The following is an 18,153-nucleotide window of genomic DNA, read 5'->3' as shown; positions in this document are numbered from 1 at the left end:
ATTAACAAAACTTGGTTGGCTTCCTCATGCCGCAGAGGATGTTGCTATTGCATAATTTTTTTCATTCAAGATAGCTATGGGGGACTTTTGCGCTTTTTTATTCTTGTATAAACTTTTCATAACAAAAAGATACTGCACGAAGCCCGCAATACCTTCGTGCAGCACCTCTATTGACCGCTGTCCGTATAGCCCTTTTCCGTCGCCTCGACGGCAAGCCCGACGACACTCTTGTAGCCCGTCTTGGCGAGCATATTGCCGACGTGGAAGTTCACCGTGCGCTTCGTGATCCCAAGGGCATCGGCAATCTCCTCATAGCTCATATTGCTGCAGATGCAGCGCAGGATGGCGAGCTCTCGTTTGGTCAGCGGGGTTTCGGTGTCGCCGAAGGTAGAGTCGGTGCGTACGTTCGGATAGATGTGAGCGCCCTCCATTGTCGCGCGGATACAGGCGGCGAACTCCTCGCCCGACGCCTCCTTGTAGATGAAGCTGTCCGCGCCCGCGTCCTTTGCCCGTGTGAGAAAGGCGACTTCCTGCATCCCCGTCATGAGGACAACGCGCAGCTGCGGGAAGCGCTCCTTGAGGTGGGCGCAGATCTGTATGCCGCTCGTGCGCCCCTCCATGCAGATATCCATGAGCACGAGGTCGGGTGCAAGACGCGCACACGCCTCCTCCGCCAGCTCCGAGAGAATACAGCTGCCGACCACCTCCATATCGTCGAGGGGCGCGAGAATCCGAACCAGTCCGTCGAGCAGGATCTTTTGGTCGTCCACGAGCAAAATCTTAATCATTGGCGCTTCTCCCCTATCCGTGCCTCAATTTCAAAATGCGGTGCCTGCGTGATCAGGAGGCGGCCGCCGAGCTCGTTCACGCGCCGCATCATGCCCGAAAGACCGCCGCCGAGGTGCAGCTCCCTGCAGCCGATGCCGTTGTCGCGGATGCGCAGCTGCCGCTCGCCGAGGGTGATCGTGACCGCGTTCGCACGTCCGTGGCAGACCGCATTGCTGAGTGCCTCGCGGATGATGGCGGCAAAGGCGCGGGCGCGGCGCAGATTGCGCGGCAGACTGCCCGTGACCGTGAGCCGTATGCCGAGCCCTCGGTAGGTGTCCGTCAGATCGGCGAGCAGCGTCGCGGGATGCACCTCCTGCGCGAGCGGAACCGCCTCCAAGAGGCTGTCGATGCGCACAATCGTGTCGAGCGCGTCCTTCGGCGCGGGGCTTGCGAGCAGCTGTTGGAGCATACTGATCCGCTGTCCGAGAACATCGTGCACGCGCGAGGTGATCTCCTGCAGCGTGCGGTGCCGCTCCGTCTCTTCGAGCGTTGCGAGCAGCTCCTTCTGCGCGTCGACCATATCGGCGAGTGCCTCATTCTTTGCCTCAAGCTCCTGCGAAACGGCATCGAACTCCGTGACACAGCCTGCCGTCAGCTGCCAGCCATCCAATCCGTTGGTCAGATGCGTGCGCTGCACGAGCCACGTATCCCCCTGTGCAAAGCGGAAGAGAAAGGCATCCCTGCGTGCGTGCTTCTCCGCGACGGCGGGCGCGTCAAATGCCGTGAGTGCCGCCCAGAATTCCTCCGCGCTGCGGTACTGCCGCCCGAGGAGCCGCTCCATGAACTGCAGCATGGCGATGTTGACAAGTGCGGCGGCGTGCCCCGTACGTCCGAAGAGGATTCCCTCGGGCAGGAGATCCAGCCCCGCACGGATGGAGGCAATCGTCACATCATGCGTGCTGCGTGCCCGCATGGCGAGCAGCATGAGCCGTACGCCGAGCAGAGCGAGGATGAGGATGGCACTCAGCGGGAGGAAGGCATCCATCGGAGGCAGTGTGCATAGACCCGCAAACGCGAGCAGAAGCCCGGGGAGCAGCCTGCGCTCGCAGGAGGAGGTGAGACCGACGGTGAGCGCAAGCAGCCCCGCCGCATAACGCTGCGGCGCAAGCCAGCCGTCCGGCGACAGCTCCATGAGAAAGAGCTTCCAGCCACCGCCGAGCAGCAGAACCACAAGGAGGCTGACGGCGAGTGCCGCCGCCTCGGGCAGCAGGTAGAGGATCCGGCGGCGCGGGAGACGTGCGGCGGCATAACAGAACGCGGCACTCTGGGCGATGAGGACGAGACTCGCGAGGAGGACGAGCGCGACAATCTCCCCATAGCCGTATGCGGTCAGGCGTTCCATGGCGCAGCCCCCCGATCCCCCGCGTCTTTTGCCGCAGCGCTGCCGTCCCGTTCCTCCGCCCCTGCGGTGACGGGGCACACGGTCAGCATCAGGGCATAGCCGCGATCCTCTGTCATGACGGCGGCGTGTTCCTCCTGCCATGCCGCCGCCCACGGGGCGATCCACGGCGCGGGTTCGAGCAGAAAGGACACATGTTCCTCCGTGAAGCGACAGAACACACTCTCCGTCCCCTCTGCAGCGGCGCACCGCAGGAGTTCTGCGAACGCGTCGAAGAGGGCGAGTGACGTCTGTGCGCGCAGAGACTCCGGCTGCGTCCACTCCACGCCGACGCGCAGCCCCAGCGGACGCAGGTAGGTACAGATCTCCGAGACCGCCATCGCGAGCTCGTCCGTGCGGATGCGCCCGTCCTCCTGCCCCTTGAGAAAGAGCACGCAGCGCTTCTTGAGATAGGAAGAGAGCAGGTTCAGCCGACGGAGGAGCTGCGTGACCTCCCCCTTGTCCTCCGTCGCCATCAGCTGCTCGCGAAACTGGCGCAGGAGCGGGCGCTTGGCGGCAAGAATTGCCTCCAGTTCATCGGACAGCGCACGGCGGAGCGTCAGGGAGAGGAGGTTCTTTCGGATCCCGTGTTCCCTGCGCAGAAGCTCATGTGAGCGGCGCAGCGCGTCGCGCGTAAGCGCGAGCCGCCGCTGCTGCTCGTGCAGGAGCGAGAGATCCTCCTGCCACAGAATGGCGCCGCCGCGCAGCTCCATGCGCGCCGTATGCGTATCGCGTCCCTCTGCATCCCATCGTGCCGCCGAGGCAAAGACAATATCTCCTGCCGCATTCACCAGACGCATCGCGAGCTGTGCATTGGTAAAGAACGCCGCATGAAAGCGGTTCGACGGCATCAGCCCCGTGCGCAGGCACAGCTCGCCCAGCAGCAGGAAGAAGAGCGCCGTCACCGCCGTCAGCTCCGGCCACCGCACCCACGCCACATATTGATAGGCGATGGAGTATATGACAAAGCACGCGAACAGGAGAAAGGGAAGCGTCATTGCAGGGCGCAGCACCTGCTGCTGCTTTGCCTTTTCGAGGAGGAGAAGGAGCGCCGCGAAGATCTCGATGAACCAGATCGTCCAGTAGACGTATGTGCCCCACGCCAGATGCTCCGACCATTCCATCATCTCCGTGTCCCACGTGAAGTAGAAAAATTGATGATGCAGATCGTTGCAGAGAACGAGCACGGCGAGCAGCAGATTGATGCCGAAAACCGTCTTCAGCCACGGCGGCATCGTGCGCTCCAGCACATCCTCATCCGAGCCCCACGCGATCCAGAGGAGCGCGACCGAGAGCCCCGCGCGGAACACGTAGAAGAGGTACCAGAGCATGCGCTCCAAGCTGCTGTCATGTACGAACGTGAGGATCTTTGCCATGCGCGTCAGCTCCCAGAGGAGCAGCATGGCGATGAGGAGGAGAACGGCGCGGCGCGCGCCGTGGTGACGGATGCGGCGGTGCAGACATGCGCCCCAGATGACCGTAAGCGGCAGCATCAGCACGAGAATGAGAAACCGCGCGTACTCCTCTGCAGGCGCGAGGTGAGGCCGCTCCATGATCTGTGCGTGATAGTGCGTATTCACTGCGCGGAGGACATGCGGGAAATCGGGCGGCATCGCGTGGACAGCTGTGCCAGACGGGGGGAGCGGCGGATACCCTGCGGCATCCAGCTCCTCCGGGAGCGTCTCTCGAAATGTGATCGGGCGGCGCGAGAGCAGACCCTTGGTCACGCTGCGCGTCCCCTCTGCAGGGACGACAATCTGCAGCGGTGCCCCACGCCGGATCAGGTGTTCCGCCTCATGGTCAAAGAGGACGTAGACATCGTTCCTGTCCGCATTTGCCAGAATGCCCCACATCCTGCGGTGCGTCGCGTAAAAGCGCAGCCGCCCGTCCCGCCGCATCTGGGCAAGCCGTGCAAACGCCGTATCCGTATCGACAGAGAGTCCCCGTACGAGAGCCAGAAAGAAAATCTCGCGCTCCGGCGACCACTCGGGCAGTATGATCGTGACATCCTCCCTGAGATCCGCCCAGCGCCGCACGGGGGTGGGGGCATCTGTATGTACGGCGAGCACAACCGTCGCTGTATAATGCGGGTACCAGTAGAGCTCCTCCGCCGCGCCGCGCAGGAACTGCTCCGCCTGAAAATCATAGACCTCGACCGCATCCGCGCGGCGATCCTGAAACAGTTCGAGCAGCCGCCGCGCGTATCCCTGCGCCTCCAGAGGCTCCACGGAGGCGCGGCGCAGAACATTCACATACGCCGTGCCGTAATTCTGATCGTATGCGACGGTGAGCGCGTCCGCCCGTGGGATATACAGGAGGAGTGCAAGGAGAGCAAACAGACCGGCGGCACAGAGGTGCAGCTGCCGCAGATGTCCCATTGCCTCACCTCCCGCAAATTATAGGAATCGCTGATAAAATGAAGTCCTGCAGATTGGCGTAGATTTTTTCGTCCGAACAAGGAGGCAAACCGGACGCATAGCCAAAGCTATGTGGAGGATTTGCCGACACAGTGCGGGCAAAAAAGATGCGCTAAGATGGCGCGGCTGAATTTATCAGCGCTTCCTATACTTCTATTGTATTATTTCGTCTGTCATACATAAAAATCCTTGGGAAAAAAGTCTGATTACAAGATAAAAATATGAATAGATATATGTTTTCTTGTATTATGATAAATGTTACGGATAAAAGAAAATGCGGTACTCCTAAGCAAACCCTAGTGGAGCAAGCGGCGTAGAGTGTGCGACCCGCCCCCTGCGGATTTTAATCGTTCAAGCGCAGCGCGTTTGGAATCCGCAGGTATTTAGGCGGACGAGCACACGTCCGCTTGCATAACGAGGGTTCTGCGTGGAGTACGCATTGCGAATCCGTAATAGCTGCCATAGAACCGTTTTCTTGTGTATCGTAATCTTTCATGATAAAATGAGATAGAATCATGAATTGTTTCTGTCCATGCAATCAAAATGGAGGATATTGTGCGCCATCTTTATCTTCTTCCCCTTGCGCTTCTTTGCGCCCCCCTTTCCTGCGCTGCAGCGGAGACGGAGACCGCTGTCGAAGAGAAAACCGCCGCGCGGGGCGAGACCGCAGATACCGCTCCCGATCCCGCAGCGGAGAAGCTGCCGCGCCTTGCTGTCTGGGGCGACTATCGCTGGCTCTACGGCAAGGCACGCATGGAGCTGCCGTCCGCTGCGCAGCGGCGCGACGTATTCCTCTCCACGCGCCGCCTGCGCATTGCGCCGACGGTTCACGTTGGCGGCGGATGGAGCGTCAGCGGAATGCTTGAGGACATTCGCTATGACAAGGACACGATCGCCGGCGCGCACAAGAACGATCGGCATCTCTACCTTTCGCGTCTCTACGTCGAGCACGAAAATGGGCACGGGGCGAGAATCCGCGCCGGCCGATTCATCTTCACGCCGATTGAGGGAAACGTATTCGACAAGCGCGTTGAGGGCGTGCGCTGGCGGTACGGCGACAAGAACGTCGGCATGACTTCCGTCTTCTATGGGCGCACCGTTGCACCGACGGGCAGCCAGCGGAGGCGCGGCGTCATCCTCGGCTACGAACGGAACTGGACGAAGTGGATGGGCGGCGCGTTCTACTACGATCTGCGCACGGAATCCCCTGCCGTTACGATGGCGGAGGCACGGAGAAATCCGCTCGCCGTACATAACGGAATCGATCATCAGCGTGTCCTCGAACTCTTCGCAGGCTATCGCTTTGACCGTCACCGCAGCTTCGAGTTCGAGTATCTGCACGGGCGCGCGCGCACCGACCTCGACCGTTATGACGACGACGGGCGCGGCTATGTGGCGAGGCTGCGCCTCCGTCCCTCTCCCAATGTGGAGAAGGCGGGCGACTACGGTGCGTGGATCGCGTACTATCATCAGCCGCGCGCAACGTATCTCCATCACACGATGGATGGCGATCCGACCTTCTTCGGGCGTGCGGGCTTTCGCGGCTGGGGTGCGCGTGCCGACATCGTGCTCGCACGCGGTGTTGCGCTTGCCGTCGAGGGATTCGATCTGCGCCCCGCCCGTCCTGCGACGCCGCTTTTCACTGGACATACCTATAACGGCGCACGGCAGAAAGTTCTCGGAATGAGTTTGACGGCGTATTTTTGAAAAACAAAGAACAGGTGTGCAATGCAGTATTTGCTTTGCACACCTGTTCTTGCGTTCAGTAACTATTCCATCGGATACGCCGCCGTAAAGAGGCGCGGTGCATCCTGCCGTGCAATCGTGAGGGTAAATGCACCCGCTGCGTAGGAGGCGAGCACAGAGTCTGGGTAGTAGATCACGAGACTCCCGTCCGCAGCCATGTACCAGCAGAACGACGAAAGCCCCTTTTCCGCCGGATGTTGTTCGAGAAGCACCTCCATGACACCGTGCGGGAAATCCCGCTCCACTGCTGCGGGATACTGCGTTTGGAATGCCGCCTCGATGGCGGCGATCAGGAGCGTTCGGTTCGTGACGATCTCGTCGAGTGCGATCTGCCGTCCCGTGCGGCGGTCGAAGGTATACGCATCGACGTGGGGGATGGCATGTGCGCCGCCCGCATACGATGACCCCTCCATAAAGAACGAGATGAGCTGCTCATCCACTCGCCCCCACCGCGAGATCGGCGTGATGTCGCTGTAATAGAAGGGGAGCTTGTAGCCGTCCCTGCGCGCTTCCTCGCTGTAGGTACGGATCGGGCTGTGCCATGCGCCAGTACCGATCTCCGCATTCCACGCATCGAATGATTTTGCCAGCGGTGAGCTGTCATCATTCACAAGCCCAAGCTGGGGGTAGATGCCGCGGTAGACCTTGGTGTCGTCCTTGTCGTAGACCGTCAGGACATGATCCTCGACCGTGAGCCACGAGACAGGGGATTCCACGGAGCGTGACCAGTCCCGCGCCGCCCTGTCCTGCACTTCCTCCAGCGACTGCGGCGGCTGTTTGATTTCCTCCGTTCGGTCGCTTAGGACATTTTCTGCCGCCGCGAGAGGCGCACAGAGAAGGAGGGCGGACAGGAGGGCGGATAGAAACGTCTTGATGTGCATGGTTGTTCCTCCCTTCATGGGGTGATTTACTTCTCGTGCAGCCAGATGGAGCGGATGCCGGGGCTGTGCTCGGCGCAGATGTAGAATGCGATCTGCGCTGTGTCGCCGTCGTAGAAGTAGCCGCAGACGGGCGGCGCATTGTTGCTGCACTTCGGCTTCGGCAGGTAGCCGTATGCCTCCTCAAGATCCTCCTTCGTGCTGTCAAGGTGGATGCCGCGCGGTGTCTCGAGGCTCTGCGACTCCCCGGACGGCCTTGAAAGATACTCGTTCACGTCATTTACGCCGAGATGCACACTGATGACGTGCCAGCCCATATCCGAGCTGCGGTACGTCACATGGAGCGACGCGCCGTAGTCAATGGCGTGTATGCCGACATCCTCGCCGTTCCACACCTCCACACCGTCTGCGTAGTGATTGCCACTGCCGTAGAGCTCCTCAACCTCGGCACGCGTATCCCCGATACAGATGCCGCCGAGTGCGAAATCCTCCTCCGGAAGATTGGCTGCCGCACACAGCTGCGCAGGGACGAGCAGGACGCACAGGAGCAGGGCATATAGAATTTTTTTCATCATGTCCTCCTTTGTTCACGCGGTTATTCCTATCATTCATTGTAACAGAAAACAGGGGGATAACGTACTGTCATAAATGACAGGTTTTCAAAAAACTTTTCCTCTTCTCAAAGAAAATGGGGCTGTTGCACGAAATGCTCGTGCAGCAGCCTCAATTTTGTTGCAAAAAAACAGTTCCCGGTGTTTTCAAACACCGAGAACTGGCGTAAAATAAGGGTATGAACAACCAAATTTTACACAAGGATTATACATCCTTCGGAGGCTCATTTCAAGTCAGCCTCCCCCTCAATTTTGAATTTCAAATCGAACGGGACGATCCCGTCCGTCTCCTGCGCCACTGCATCCACCAGATGGATCTTACGGCGCTCTTTTTGAGCTTCCACCGAGCAGAGCGAAACCTCATCGCACCGCACAAACTGCTCGCCGTCCTCATCTATGCCTACATGAACCGCATCTACAGTTCCCGCCGCATCGAGGAGGTCTGTCGCAGGGACATCAACTTCATGTACCTCTTGGAGGGCTGTCCTGCGCCCGATCATACGACTATCGCCCGTTTTCGCAAGAAGCACTTCGCTCCCTGTGCCAAGGAGATTCTCGCACAGATGGCACTCCTGCTCGGGGAGGTTGGTGCAGTCTCATTTCAGAACCTCTTTGTGGACGGAACTAAGATCGAGTCCGTCTCCAATCGGTACAGATCCGTCTGGAAGAAGGGCGTCCAAAAGCACTGCAGCAGGCTCATGGAGAAGCTTTCTGCTTTTCTTGCATACGTGGAGAAGGCGTTCGGTATCCATCTGCGCCATGGCGGGGACATCCACATCCGACATCTGAAACGACTGCGCCGCCGCTTGAAGCACATGCAGAAGGCGCAGGGCATCGTCTTCGTCTATGGGAGCGGAAGACGAAAGAGCATGCTTCAGCGTGCAGTAGAGACCCTGGACACGTATCTTCTCCGTCTGAAGGACTACACGAAGAAACTCCACATCTGCGGGGCACGTAACAGCTTTTCAAAGACCGACACGGAGGCAACCTTCATGCGGATGAAAGAAGATGCGATGAAGAATGGTCAGCTAAAGCCCGCCTACAACCTCCAATATGGTGTAGAGGCATCCTTCATCGTATGGCTAGGCTCTATGCGAATCCGACGGATACAAGGACACTCATCCCGTTCTTGGAAGATTTTCAGGAACACATCGGAACAAGAAGCAGGAACATCATCGCCGATGCAGGCTATGAGAGTGAGGAGAACTACCTGTATCTGCGGGACAAGGGACAGGCATCCTACATCAAGCCGAACAACTACAAGATCAGCAAGAAGCGCAAGTGGAAGAACGACATTGGACGGCGTGAGAACATGGTGTATCTTGCAGGAGAGGACGTCTACCTATGTGCCGAGGGCAAATGCCTCAGTGCGGTGGGCACGCGCAGGACAAAGAGTGCGGGCGGATACATCAGTGAAAAGACGCTCTATGCGTGCGCGGAGTGCAGGGGGTGTGAACGGAAGGGGCAGTGCATCCACGGCAACCACAGCAAGATACCGCTGGAGGAGCGGGTAAAACGGTTGGAAGTGAGCAAAGTATTTCAGCGGGAGGAAAATCTGGCACGGATACGCAGCACGGAGGGAATCCTCCTGCGGATGAACCGGAGCATACAGGTAGAGGGAGCATTTGCACAGATCAAGGAGAACTTCGGATTCCGACGGTTTCTGACGCGGGGACAAGAGAGCGTCTTAGGAGAAGCAATCCTGCTGGCACTTGCTCACAATGTCTTGCGGTTGCACGAAAAGATACAGCGGGACACGGTGGGGCGGCATCTTATTGCGCTCAAGGAAGCTGGATAGGACACGGAACAGAAAAACAAATAAGGGCAGAAGAACAAGGGCGAATACAGGGATCGCCCTTGTTCCTCTGCCCTGTTTTAGTGGATCTTGTCTTTTTTGCTGGGCTTTTACGAAAATGATGCGCTTCCATGAAAAGAGGGCTGCTGTACGAAGACAAATTTGCCTTCGTGCAACAGCCCCCTGCTTTTTCGTTTCGATGGGATGAGGGGAAACAATGCAGCAGACGGTCAGTTGCCTTGCGTTGTCCTTACAGATCGATGCGGAAGATACGCTGCCTTCCGCCGTCCTGCGTGTGGAAGTAGACGTGGTTCATATTGTCGGTGAAGATGCCCTTCGGCCGCAGCGTGCGCTCGCCGTCCGTGATCTCGATGTCGCCAACGTATGCGCCGTCCTTCTTGTTGAAGACGCGCAGGATGGGATCGTCCGCTGCGCGGAAGACGATGTAGTCCTTCGTTGCGACGGCGCAGCGTGCATGCGCAGCGTACCGCTTTGTGCCCTGCGGGATGTTCTCATTCAGCTCGAAGCGGCGGAGTTCCTTGCCGTCGGGGCTGTATTGGTAGACGGGGATGACCCACGGGTGCTGCTCGTCGTTCTGCAGCGAATTCCCGTATGCCTCGTCGGTGTAGAATCCGTCTGCGTCCGCATAGAGCAGCTCTGCGCCGCGCACCATGGAGTAGCCCTCGGGCTTCGGGCGTGCGGGGACGGGGATGGTCTTGGCATCCTTCAGTCCATCTTTGGCGATCGTGCCGTGGGTGATGCCCTTTTCGTTGACCTGCTCTTCGCCCGCATAGGCGTCCTTCCCGCCGAAGACGGCGCGCCACGTCTCCTTGCCCTGCAGGGGGATCGTGGTTGTGGTCTTGCCGTCATAGACGGCGAGCTCGCCCTCCTTCGGGATGTAATAGACGTTCGTTCCGTCCGAGGTGATCGGCCGGTTCAGCACGACGCCGAGATCCACGATGTCCGTGATTGCGCCGTCTGTGACGGGGAGCTGGCAGAGATGCGTCTTCTTGTCGTCGTGGTCGTAGATGATGCCATAGATGCCATCCTTCGTCACGACGGGATCGCTCTTGTTGAAGTCGAAATAGTCGAGGTCGTAGTCGGCGTTCTCGTATTCGTAGAGCGGGAGCGTCTTGTCGCCGAATTTTACCTGGGTGACGGGCTCTTTCGGCAATGAAAGACTGAGATCGACGGGGGCAGGAGAGCCGCCTTTTGCGGTGTCACCGCCGCCGCAGCCTGCCATGACGGCGCACGTGAGGACGGCTGCCGCCGCGCAGAGCGTTTTCCATTGTTTCATGTCGGGCTCCTCCTACAGATCAATGCGGAAGATGCGCGAATCTTGGTCGAGGATGTAGACGCGGTTCTCGCCGTCTGTCGTGATCTGCTTGGGCGGGTGGATCTTGCCATCGAAATTCAGCTCGACCTCGTCGATGAATGCGCCGTCCTTCTTGTTAAAGACGCGCAGAAAGTTGCCGTTGTAGAAGACGATATAGTCCTTCGTTGGGATGACCTGACGCGCGTTCGAGTCGGTCTTTTTCTTGTCCGGAAGGCCGTCGTTGATGGTGAAGGTGCGGATCTTCTTGCCGTCCGGGCCGTACATATGGAGGGGGTACGTCCGCTTGTTCGGCGGGCCGCCGTTGGTGGCGATGGTGGAGATGTAGAAGCCGTCTGCATCCGCCCAGAGGAGGAATGCCTGATTCTCCTCATTTTCCTTCTTGTTCTCGTTGAGGGCTGCAAACTCCGCCTTCGGGAGGACGGACTTCAGGTCTTTGATCCCCTCTTTGGAGATCGTGCCCATCTCGATGTCCTGCGACTTCAAGGGATCGCCGCTCGTGTAGATGGTCTCCGTGCCGTGCACGGCGCGCATGATGTCCGCCTCGCCGCGCTTGCTTTTCGTCACGGCCGAGCCGTCATAGGCGCAGATATTTTCGCCGAGCTGGTAGTAGACATTTGTCCCGTCCGTTGTGATCGGCTGCGCCGTGAGGATGCCGAGATCCTCGACGGAGGTGATGGCGCCGTCCTTCACGCTCAGCTTCACCAGATGCTGCTTCTTATCGCCCGAGGCGTCGAATTTGCCCGCATAGATGGCATCCTTCGTCACGGTGAGATTGGTCGTTGTGTGCACCATGTCGGGGAGACCCTCGCCCTTGTACTCGTAGACCGGTACGTCCTTACCGTTGAATTTGACCTGTCCGATGGCTTCCTTCGGCGCGGAGAGTGCGGTGTCTTTTCCGCCGCCGCCAATGCCGATGCCGCTGCCTGTGCCGTCACCGCCGCAGCCGGCGAGGATAGAGCCGAGGAAGGCGGCGGTCGCAGCCGCCGCGAGCAGAGATTTCCACTTCTTCATTTCGGATTCCTCCTTTGATGCTTCTAAGGAATCACTGATAAAATGCAGATGCTTATCAGTGCCCCTAAATCACTTTAATTTATTTTAGCATAAAACAAACTAAAATGTATAGCAACAAATGATTGATTCTTGAAATTTTTGAAAAGTTTTCCATTTTGCGCATTTACTTCGCGCAATGATTCCTTCTCGGCACGGAAAAATGCCGGCATGTTTATGAGCGGTCGGGAACGCAGGGATGCTGTGCGCATATTCTTAGAGATCAATGCGGTAGATATGCGAATTGTCGTCGATGAAGTAGATATGATTCTCGTCATCTGTCGTGACCCCTGTGGGGGAGAGTTTCCTGCTGTCGCGTCCCAGCTCAATGTCGCCGACGTACGCACCGGTCTCTTTGTTGAATGCGCGCAGATAGCCGTCGCTGTAGAACACGACATAGTCCTTTGTCACGACGACGGAGCGTTCCCACGTCGTGCGCTTTTGCGCACTGCTCGGGATATTCTCGTTGCACTCGAACGTGTGGAGTATTTTGCCGTCCGGGGCGTATGTGTGGAGCGGTTTGGTCCACTCCTTGTCCGTGCTGCCGTACGTGGCAAGGGAGGAGACGTAGAAGCCGTCCGCATCCGCCCCGATCAGGAATGCGTTTGCCTCGTGCGTCGCGTCTTTCGCACGGGCGAGCTTGTCAAATACGTCCTTGGAGAGAACCGTTTTTGCATCCTTTATGCCATCCTTGGATGTTGCGCCGAACATAACGTCGGCATCCGACACGAAACTCCCGCTCGTGTAGGCGTTCTTGCCTCCGTATATGGCACGGACGACGCCGATGCCCGGCGTGGGGGGCGGCGTCGCTGCCTTGCCGTTGTAACAGGCAAGCTCATCCTCCCGGGTCAGATAGTAGATGTTCTTGCCGTCCGAGGAGATCGGCTCGTTGAGAACGATGCCGAGATCCTCCACTGAGGCAATCGCACCGTCCTTTAGCGTCAGCTTTTGGAGGCGGTAGTTTTTCTCCTCGGCGTCGCTGCGAATGCCGTAGATGGCATCCTTCGTCACGGCGAGATTGGTATTCTTTCCCTCGAGCGCAGGGATGACCGCGCCCGTGTATTCGTAGAGGGGAACCTCTCTGTCGGCGAACTTGAGCCGGGCGACGGCCTCCTTCGGGGGCTTCGGGGCGAGGCGCTCGCTGGTGTCTGAGCCGCAGCCGGCGAGGACGGCGCCGCAGACGAGAGCGGCGGATGCCGCTGCGAGCAGAGCTTTCCATTTTTTCATGGGGTTCCTCCTCCATCCATTGACGAGAAAACGACAGAATTGCAAATAAAAGATCGCCTTTTTCGGATAAAACTTCTTTATTCCGACTTGTAAGATGATTCGTTCTGCTTTATCTTAGCACAACGAAGAGCGGGGGCGTACTGTCATAAATGACAGGTTTTCGTAAAAACAGGAAAAACTTTTGTGAAATTCTTTTATCACGATTTCATGTGCTATAATTGCGCTATCCGAAGGAGAGGAGTGATGATCGTGCATCAGAAAGCAATGCAGAATGAAATTGCCTGGTTCGTGGGCGATATTACGACGCTCGCCGTAGATGCCATCGTAAATGCGGCGAATCGGAGCCTCCTCGGCGGCGGTGGCGTTGACGGAGCGATTCATCGGGCGGCGGGCAGAGAGCTCCTCGCGGAGTGCCGTACGCTCGGCAGCTGCGAGACGGGCGTCGCAAAGATCACGAAGGGATATCGTCTGCCCGCGCGCTACGTGATTCATACGGTCGGTCCCGTCTACAGCGGCACTGCATCCGATGCGGAACTCCTGCGCGCCTGCTATTGGAACTCCCTTGATCTTGCACGGGCACACGGGCTGCATACCATCGCGTTCCCTGCCATCTCGACCGGTGTTTACGGCTACCCGAAGGAGGCGGCGGCAGAAATCGCACTTATGACGATTCGGGAGTGGTTTGACGCGCACCCCGATGCGGGCGTGCGCGTGACCATCGTGAGCTTCAGCGCACAGGATGATGCGGTCTATCAGAACCTACAGAGGGCGCTCCGGTAAATCCGCGGAGATGTCAAACATAGCCATCATCTTTTTGAAGGTATCCTGCCCGTCAAGACAGGTGTCCGTCAGATAGCCTTTTTCTCGCTCCCATTCGGACAGTCCCCTGTAATAAAACAATTTTTTTGCGTCCTCGATGATAAACGGGACAATGGCGTAGCGCAGACATTCCTTGAGCGCAATCAATCGTCCCACTCTGCCGTTCCCGTCCTGGAAGGGATGGATGCGCTCAAAATCGTGATGAAATCGGATAATGTCATGGATGGTGACCGAATGAAGAGATTCGTATGCAGAAAGGAGTGCATTCATCTGCGCAGGCACTTCTCTCGGTGCGGCGGTTTCGCGACCGCCGACCACATTCGCTCGTTTTTTATAGTCACCGATGGCGAACCATCCAAGCGCGGCGTCCTTCGTGCCCTGTTTCAGAATGCGGTGCAGCTCCTTCACAATGTCCTCCGTGAGAGGATCCTCCGCCTTGTCGATCACATAGTCAATGGTACGAAAGTGGTTGACCGTTTCGATGATATTGTCGACCGGAACACCTCCGGCAACATCCACGGTATTCGTTTCAAAGATCATCCGTGTCTGATCCTCGCTGAGCCTGCTGCCCTCGATGTGATTGGAATTATACGTCATGCGTATCTGAAGCTCGTGGTACAGACCGCCCGGCATTCGGATCTGCTTCTCGTCGCGCAGCGTCTGAAGCAGAACGTTGTCCGACACACTGCGACAGAGCTCCTCCGGCGCACAATCGAGGAATGCGGCAATCCTCACAAGTACATGATCGGCGATCCTCTCGCCCCGTCCGATTTTGGCGATCGTTCGAGAGGAAATGCCAAGCTGTGCAGCAAGTGCCGTCTTTGTCAGATGCCTGGATTTTAACTTTTGTAACAGTCCACCGTATGAAATCATGGAATTCACCTCATTCCTTTACTTATTATGACATAAAACGATGAAAAGTAAAGGCGATTAGGGAAAAAGTAAAGGAAGGATTCCTTAAATTGATAAAATCGAGTTCTGTCTTTTCTTGGATATCGTGAATATATTACAAATTCGTGTTAAAATGAGATAATAAAATCTGGAGGCGAGATCATGGACAACAAGAAGGAAATGGAGCGGGCGGAACTGCATCGCGCTATCTGGCAGATTGCGAACGACCTGCGCGGGAGTGTGGACGGGTGGGACTTCAAACAGTACGTCCTCGGTACGCTCTTCTATCGCTATATCTCGGAGAAGCTGACGAACTACCTCAACGCCGAGGCGCGTGAGGCGGGCGATGCGGATTTTGACTATGCCGCGCTGCCCGATGCGGAGGCGGAGACGGAACGCGAAAGTCTTGTCACGGAGCAGGGCTACTTCATCCCTCCGAGCGAGCTTTTTGCCAATGTGCGGCGAAATGCGCCCACGAACGAAAACCTCAATGAGACCTTGGAGCGCGTCTTTCATAACATCGAACGCTCGGCGGCGGGCACGGCGAGCGAGGGCGATCTGGCGGGACTCTTTGAGGATCTCGACGTGAACAGCAACAAGCTTGGCGCGACCGTTGCCGAGCGCAATGCAAAGCTCGTCAAGCTGCTCAATGGCATCGGAGACATGAGCCTCGGACACTATCAGGACAACACCATCGACGCATTCGGCGATGCGTACGAGTTCCTCATGGGCATGTACGCATCGAACGCGGGCAAGAGCGGCGGTGAATACTACACCCCGCAGGAGGTCTCCGAACTCCTCACCCGCCTCACCGTCATTGGGAAAACGCAGGTAAACAAAGTGTACGATCCCGCCTGCGGCAGCGGATCGCTCCTGCTCAAATTTGCAAAAATCCTTGGGAAAGACAACGTGCGGAACGGCTTCTACGGGCAGGAGGTCAATATCACCACCTACAACCTCTGCCGCATCAATATGTTCCTGCACGACATCAATTTTGACGACTTCGACATTGCGCGTGGGGACACGCTGACCGACCCGCAGCACTGGGACGATGAGCCGTTCGAGGCGATTGTCTCGAATCCGCCGTACTCGATTCGATGGGCGGGCAAGGACAACCCTCTGCTCATTAACGACCCGCGCTTTGCCCCTGCGGGCGTACTCGCGCCGCCCTCGAAGGCAGACCTTGCCTTTATCATGCACGCGCTCGCATGGCTTGCGGCAAGCGGGACGGCGGCGATTGTCTGCTTCCCCGGCATCATGTATCGCGGCGGTGCGGAGAAGAAAATCCGTCAGTACCTCGTGGACAGCAACTATGTCGATGCCGTCATACAGCTCCCTGCAAACCTCTTTTTCGGTACAAGCATCGCGACCTGCATTATGGTGCTCAAAAAGTCAAAGCCGGACACGACGACCGTCTTTATCGACGCATCGAAGGAATGTGTTAAGGTCACAAACAACAACAAACTCACGCAGGAGAATATCGAGCATATCCTAAAACTCTATACGGATCGCGTAGATGTAGCACATACGGTACGCGTGGCAAAGGGAACGGAGATTGCCGCCGAGGACTACAACCTCTCCGTCAGCACCTATGTCGAGCCCGAGGACACACGCGAGATCATCGACATTGGGAAACTGGATGCGGAGATACGGGAGATCGTCGCACGTGAGGCAGTCCTGCGCGACGAGATTGAGAAGATCATCGCTGAGATCGAGGGAGAGGAGGGCATCGCGCTATGAGTCGGCTGAGTGAGATGATAAAGGAACTGTGTCCCGATGGGGTGGAGTATAAAAAATTGGGGGAGATTGGCACTCTTATCAGAGGGAAACGCTTTGTAAAAAATGATTTTATAGAGGTTGGTGTGCCTGCGATCCATTACGGGGAACTTTATACACATTATGGAATTTCTGCTAGTGAGGTGAAAACACATATACGCCCAGAAATTGCTCTGAAAATGAGATATGCGCAGCCGAATGACATTGTCATTGTCGGAGCGGGGGAAACTATCGAAGATATCGGTATTGGCGTAGCTTGGCTGGGAAAAAGGGCTGTGGCGGTTCATGACGCTTGCTATATCTTCCATCATGAATTAAACCCTGTGTTTATTTCGTATATTTTACGAACAGAAGATTATCATCGACAACTCAAGAAATATATTACGACAGGAAAAATATCATCAATTTCGGCAAATGGTATAGGACAAGCAATTATTCCCGTCCCGCCGCTCTCCATCCAAAATGAAATCGTGAAATTGTTGGATAATTATACGGAGCTAACAGCGGAGCTAACAGAGAAGCTAAGCGCGGAGCTCGTATTGCGAAAAAAACAATATAATTTTTATCGTGACAGTCTTTTGAACTTTGTCCGTGTGGATGATACAATCGTTCAGACAGACAGACAGACAGACAGACAGACAGACAGACAGACAGCTCTAAGAATAGGTAAAATTGGGCTGCCGAAACAATCTGTTGCTGTTGAGTGGAGAACGCTGGGAGAAGTCGCAAAAATTGTGCGAGGTGCGTCTCCGAGACCTATTCAGAAATTTATTTCCAAAAGCAGTGATGCGGTTGCTTGGGTGAAGATAGGAGATGCAGGGATCAGCGCAAAGTATATATTTAAAACAGCCGAGAAAATTACCCCCGAAGGAGCTCAAAAATCACGTAAGGTTGGTCTCGGTGATTTGATTTTATCGAACTCTATGAGCTTTGGACGCCCATATCTCATGAAAATTGAAGGTTATATACACGATGGCTGGTTAGCTATTACAGAATACGACAAGACCTATCAGTCTGATTTTTTATACTATCTGTTGAGTTCAGGTCCGGTTCAAGATGAAATGAAAAAGAGGGCTTCTTTTGGTGGTGCCGTACAAAACTTGAATTTAGATATTGTTAAAGACCTCTATCTTCCTATCCCCTCACTCGAAACACAGGCAAAGATTGTTTCCATCCTCGACCGTTTCGATGCGCTCTGTAATGACCTCACGCAGGGGCTTCCTGCCGAGATCGTCGCACGTAAGAAGCAGTATGAATACTACCGCGACAAACTCTTGACGTTTCGACGCAAGGGGGCATGACCCCTTTTGTAACTTGTGAAGTTCAAAGATAAATTTGCAAGGTTCATGCAGAAAAACAGTGCCGTATATTTTTACTCGTTCTCCAAAGGCTTGGTATTACTGG

At 56.6% G+C, this 18,153-nt stretch carries 15 protein-coding genes and 1 pseudogene; 6 read left to right on the top strand and 10 right to left on the bottom strand.

The window, feature by feature from the left end:
• Positions 1–167: 167 nt before the first annotated feature.
• From C8273_RS10605 to C8273_RS10595, 3 genes are read right to left on the bottom strand one after another with little or no spacing between them, the layout of a single operon-like run.
• The gene (locus C8273_RS10605) at positions 168–788 is read right to left on the bottom strand and encodes a response regulator transcription factor (RefSeq protein ID WP_106627659.1); all 621 of its coding nucleotides are present in this window, start codon (positions 786–788) and stop codon (positions 168–170) included.
• Positions 785–2,170 carry a sensor histidine kinase gene (locus tag C8273_RS10600; RefSeq protein ID WP_106627658.1) on the bottom strand — a complete coding sequence of 462 codons (1,386 nt, stop codon included), beginning with the start codon at positions 2,168–2,170 and terminating at the stop codon, positions 785–787. Before C8273_RS10600 ends, C8273_RS10605 begins: the two co-directional genes overlap by 4 nt.
• On the bottom strand, positions 2,158–4,584 hold the full coding sequence (locus C8273_RS10595) for a type 2 periplasmic-binding domain-containing protein (protein WP_106627657.1): 2,427 nt from the start codon (positions 4,582–4,584) through the stop codon (positions 2,158–2,160). The genes C8273_RS10600 and C8273_RS10595 overlap by 13 nt, the downstream gene beginning before the upstream one ends.
• Positions 4,585–5,166: 582 nt before the next feature.
• Between C8273_RS10595 and C8273_RS10590 the strand changes: the two genes are divergently transcribed.
• Complete coding sequence (locus C8273_RS10590; RefSeq protein ID WP_234344023.1) at positions 5,167–6,330, top strand: hypothetical protein; 1,164 nt, start codon at positions 5,167–5,169, stop codon at positions 6,328–6,330.
• Positions 6,331–6,392: 62 nt separating this feature from the next.
• On the opposite strand, the gene C8273_RS10585 is transcribed toward C8273_RS10590, so the two are convergent.
• Both C8273_RS10585 and C8273_RS10580 read right to left on the bottom strand, forming a co-directional pair.
• Positions 6,393–7,250 carry an RsiV family protein gene (locus C8273_RS10585; RefSeq protein WP_106627656.1) on the bottom strand — a complete coding sequence of 286 codons (858 nt, stop codon included), beginning with the start codon at positions 7,248–7,250 and terminating at the stop codon, positions 6,393–6,395.
• A 26-nt stretch (positions 7,251–7,276) separates the two neighbouring features.
• On the bottom strand, positions 7,277–7,819 hold the full coding sequence (locus C8273_RS10580; protein WP_234344021.1) for a hypothetical protein: 543 nt from the start codon (positions 7,817–7,819) through the stop codon (positions 7,277–7,279).
• 218 nt (positions 7,820–8,037) lie between these two features.
• On the opposite strand from C8273_RS10580, the pseudogene C8273_RS13445 reads away from it, so the two are divergent.
• Positions 8,038–8,361 (top strand): annotated as a pseudogene (locus C8273_RS13445) (transposase); the annotation flags it as partial.
• 93 nt (positions 8,362–8,454) lie between these two features.
• On the opposite strand, the gene C8273_RS13285 reads toward C8273_RS13445, so the two are convergent.
• Positions 8,455–8,799, bottom strand: coding sequence for a hypothetical protein (locus tag C8273_RS13285; RefSeq protein WP_234344018.1), 345 nt, complete (start codon positions 8,797–8,799; stop codon positions 8,455–8,457).
• Positions 8,800–8,936: 137 nt separating this feature from the next.
• Here C8273_RS13285 and C8273_RS13280 point away from each other — a divergent pair, with 137 nt between their 5' ends.
• Positions 8,937–9,656, top strand: a complete 720-nt coding sequence (locus tag C8273_RS13280; protein WP_234344015.1) for a transposase — start codon at positions 8,937–8,939, stop codon at positions 9,654–9,656.
• A 247-nt stretch (positions 9,657–9,903) separates the two neighbouring features.
• On the opposite strand, the gene C8273_RS10570 is transcribed toward C8273_RS13280, so the two are convergent.
• The 3 genes from C8273_RS10570 to C8273_RS10560 form a co-directional block, all read right to left on the bottom strand.
• Complete coding sequence (locus tag C8273_RS10570) at positions 9,904–10,950, bottom strand: hypothetical protein (protein ID WP_106627654.1); 1,047 nt, start codon at positions 10,948–10,950, stop codon at positions 9,904–9,906.
• 12 nt (positions 10,951–10,962) lie between these two features.
• The gene (locus C8273_RS10565; protein WP_106627653.1) at positions 10,963–12,000 is read right to left on the bottom strand and encodes a hypothetical protein; all 1,038 of its coding nucleotides are present in this window, start codon (positions 11,998–12,000) and stop codon (positions 10,963–10,965) included.
• A gap of 252 nt (positions 12,001–12,252) precedes the next feature.
• Positions 12,253–13,263 (bottom strand): hypothetical protein, encoded by a 1,011-nt coding sequence (locus tag C8273_RS10560; RefSeq protein WP_106627652.1) that lies wholly within the window; start codon positions 13,261–13,263, stop codon positions 12,253–12,255.
• 264 nt (positions 13,264–13,527) lie between these two features.
• On the opposite strand from C8273_RS10560, the gene C8273_RS10555 reads away from it, so the two are divergent.
• Entirely contained in the window at positions 13,528–14,043 is a 516-nt protein-coding gene (locus C8273_RS10555) for an O-acetyl-ADP-ribose deacetylase (protein WP_106627682.1), read from the top strand.
• Here C8273_RS10555 and C8273_RS10550 read toward each other — a convergent pair.
• Entirely contained in the window at positions 14,023–14,955 is a 933-nt protein-coding gene (locus tag C8273_RS10550; protein ID WP_106627651.1) for a Fic family protein, read from the bottom strand. The two genes, C8273_RS10555 and C8273_RS10550, sit on opposite strands and share 21 nt — an antisense overlap.
• A 180-nt stretch (positions 14,956–15,135) precedes the next feature.
• On the opposite strand from C8273_RS10550, the gene C8273_RS10545 reads away from it, so the two are divergent.
• Together C8273_RS10545 and C8273_RS10540 are read left to right on the top strand one after the other, a co-directional pair.
• Complete coding sequence (locus C8273_RS10545; protein ID WP_106627650.1) at positions 15,136–16,713, top strand: type I restriction-modification system subunit M; 1,578 nt, start codon at positions 15,136–15,138, stop codon at positions 16,711–16,713.
• Positions 16,710–18,050 (top strand): restriction endonuclease subunit S, encoded by a 1,341-nt coding sequence (locus C8273_RS10540; RefSeq protein WP_159060769.1) that lies wholly within the window; start codon positions 16,710–16,712, stop codon positions 18,048–18,050. The genes C8273_RS10545 and C8273_RS10540 overlap by 4 nt, the downstream gene beginning before the upstream one ends.
• The last annotated feature ends 103 nt before the right edge of the window (positions 18,051–18,153 follow it).

Source organism: Candidatus Centipeda massiliensis (assembly GCF_900290285.1).
Lineage (GTDB): Bacteria > Bacillota > Negativicutes > Selenomonadales > Selenomonadaceae > Centipeda > Centipeda massiliensis.
Note: the sequence above shows the minus strand (reverse complement) of the source record. Positions and strands in the feature narration are given on the sequence as shown.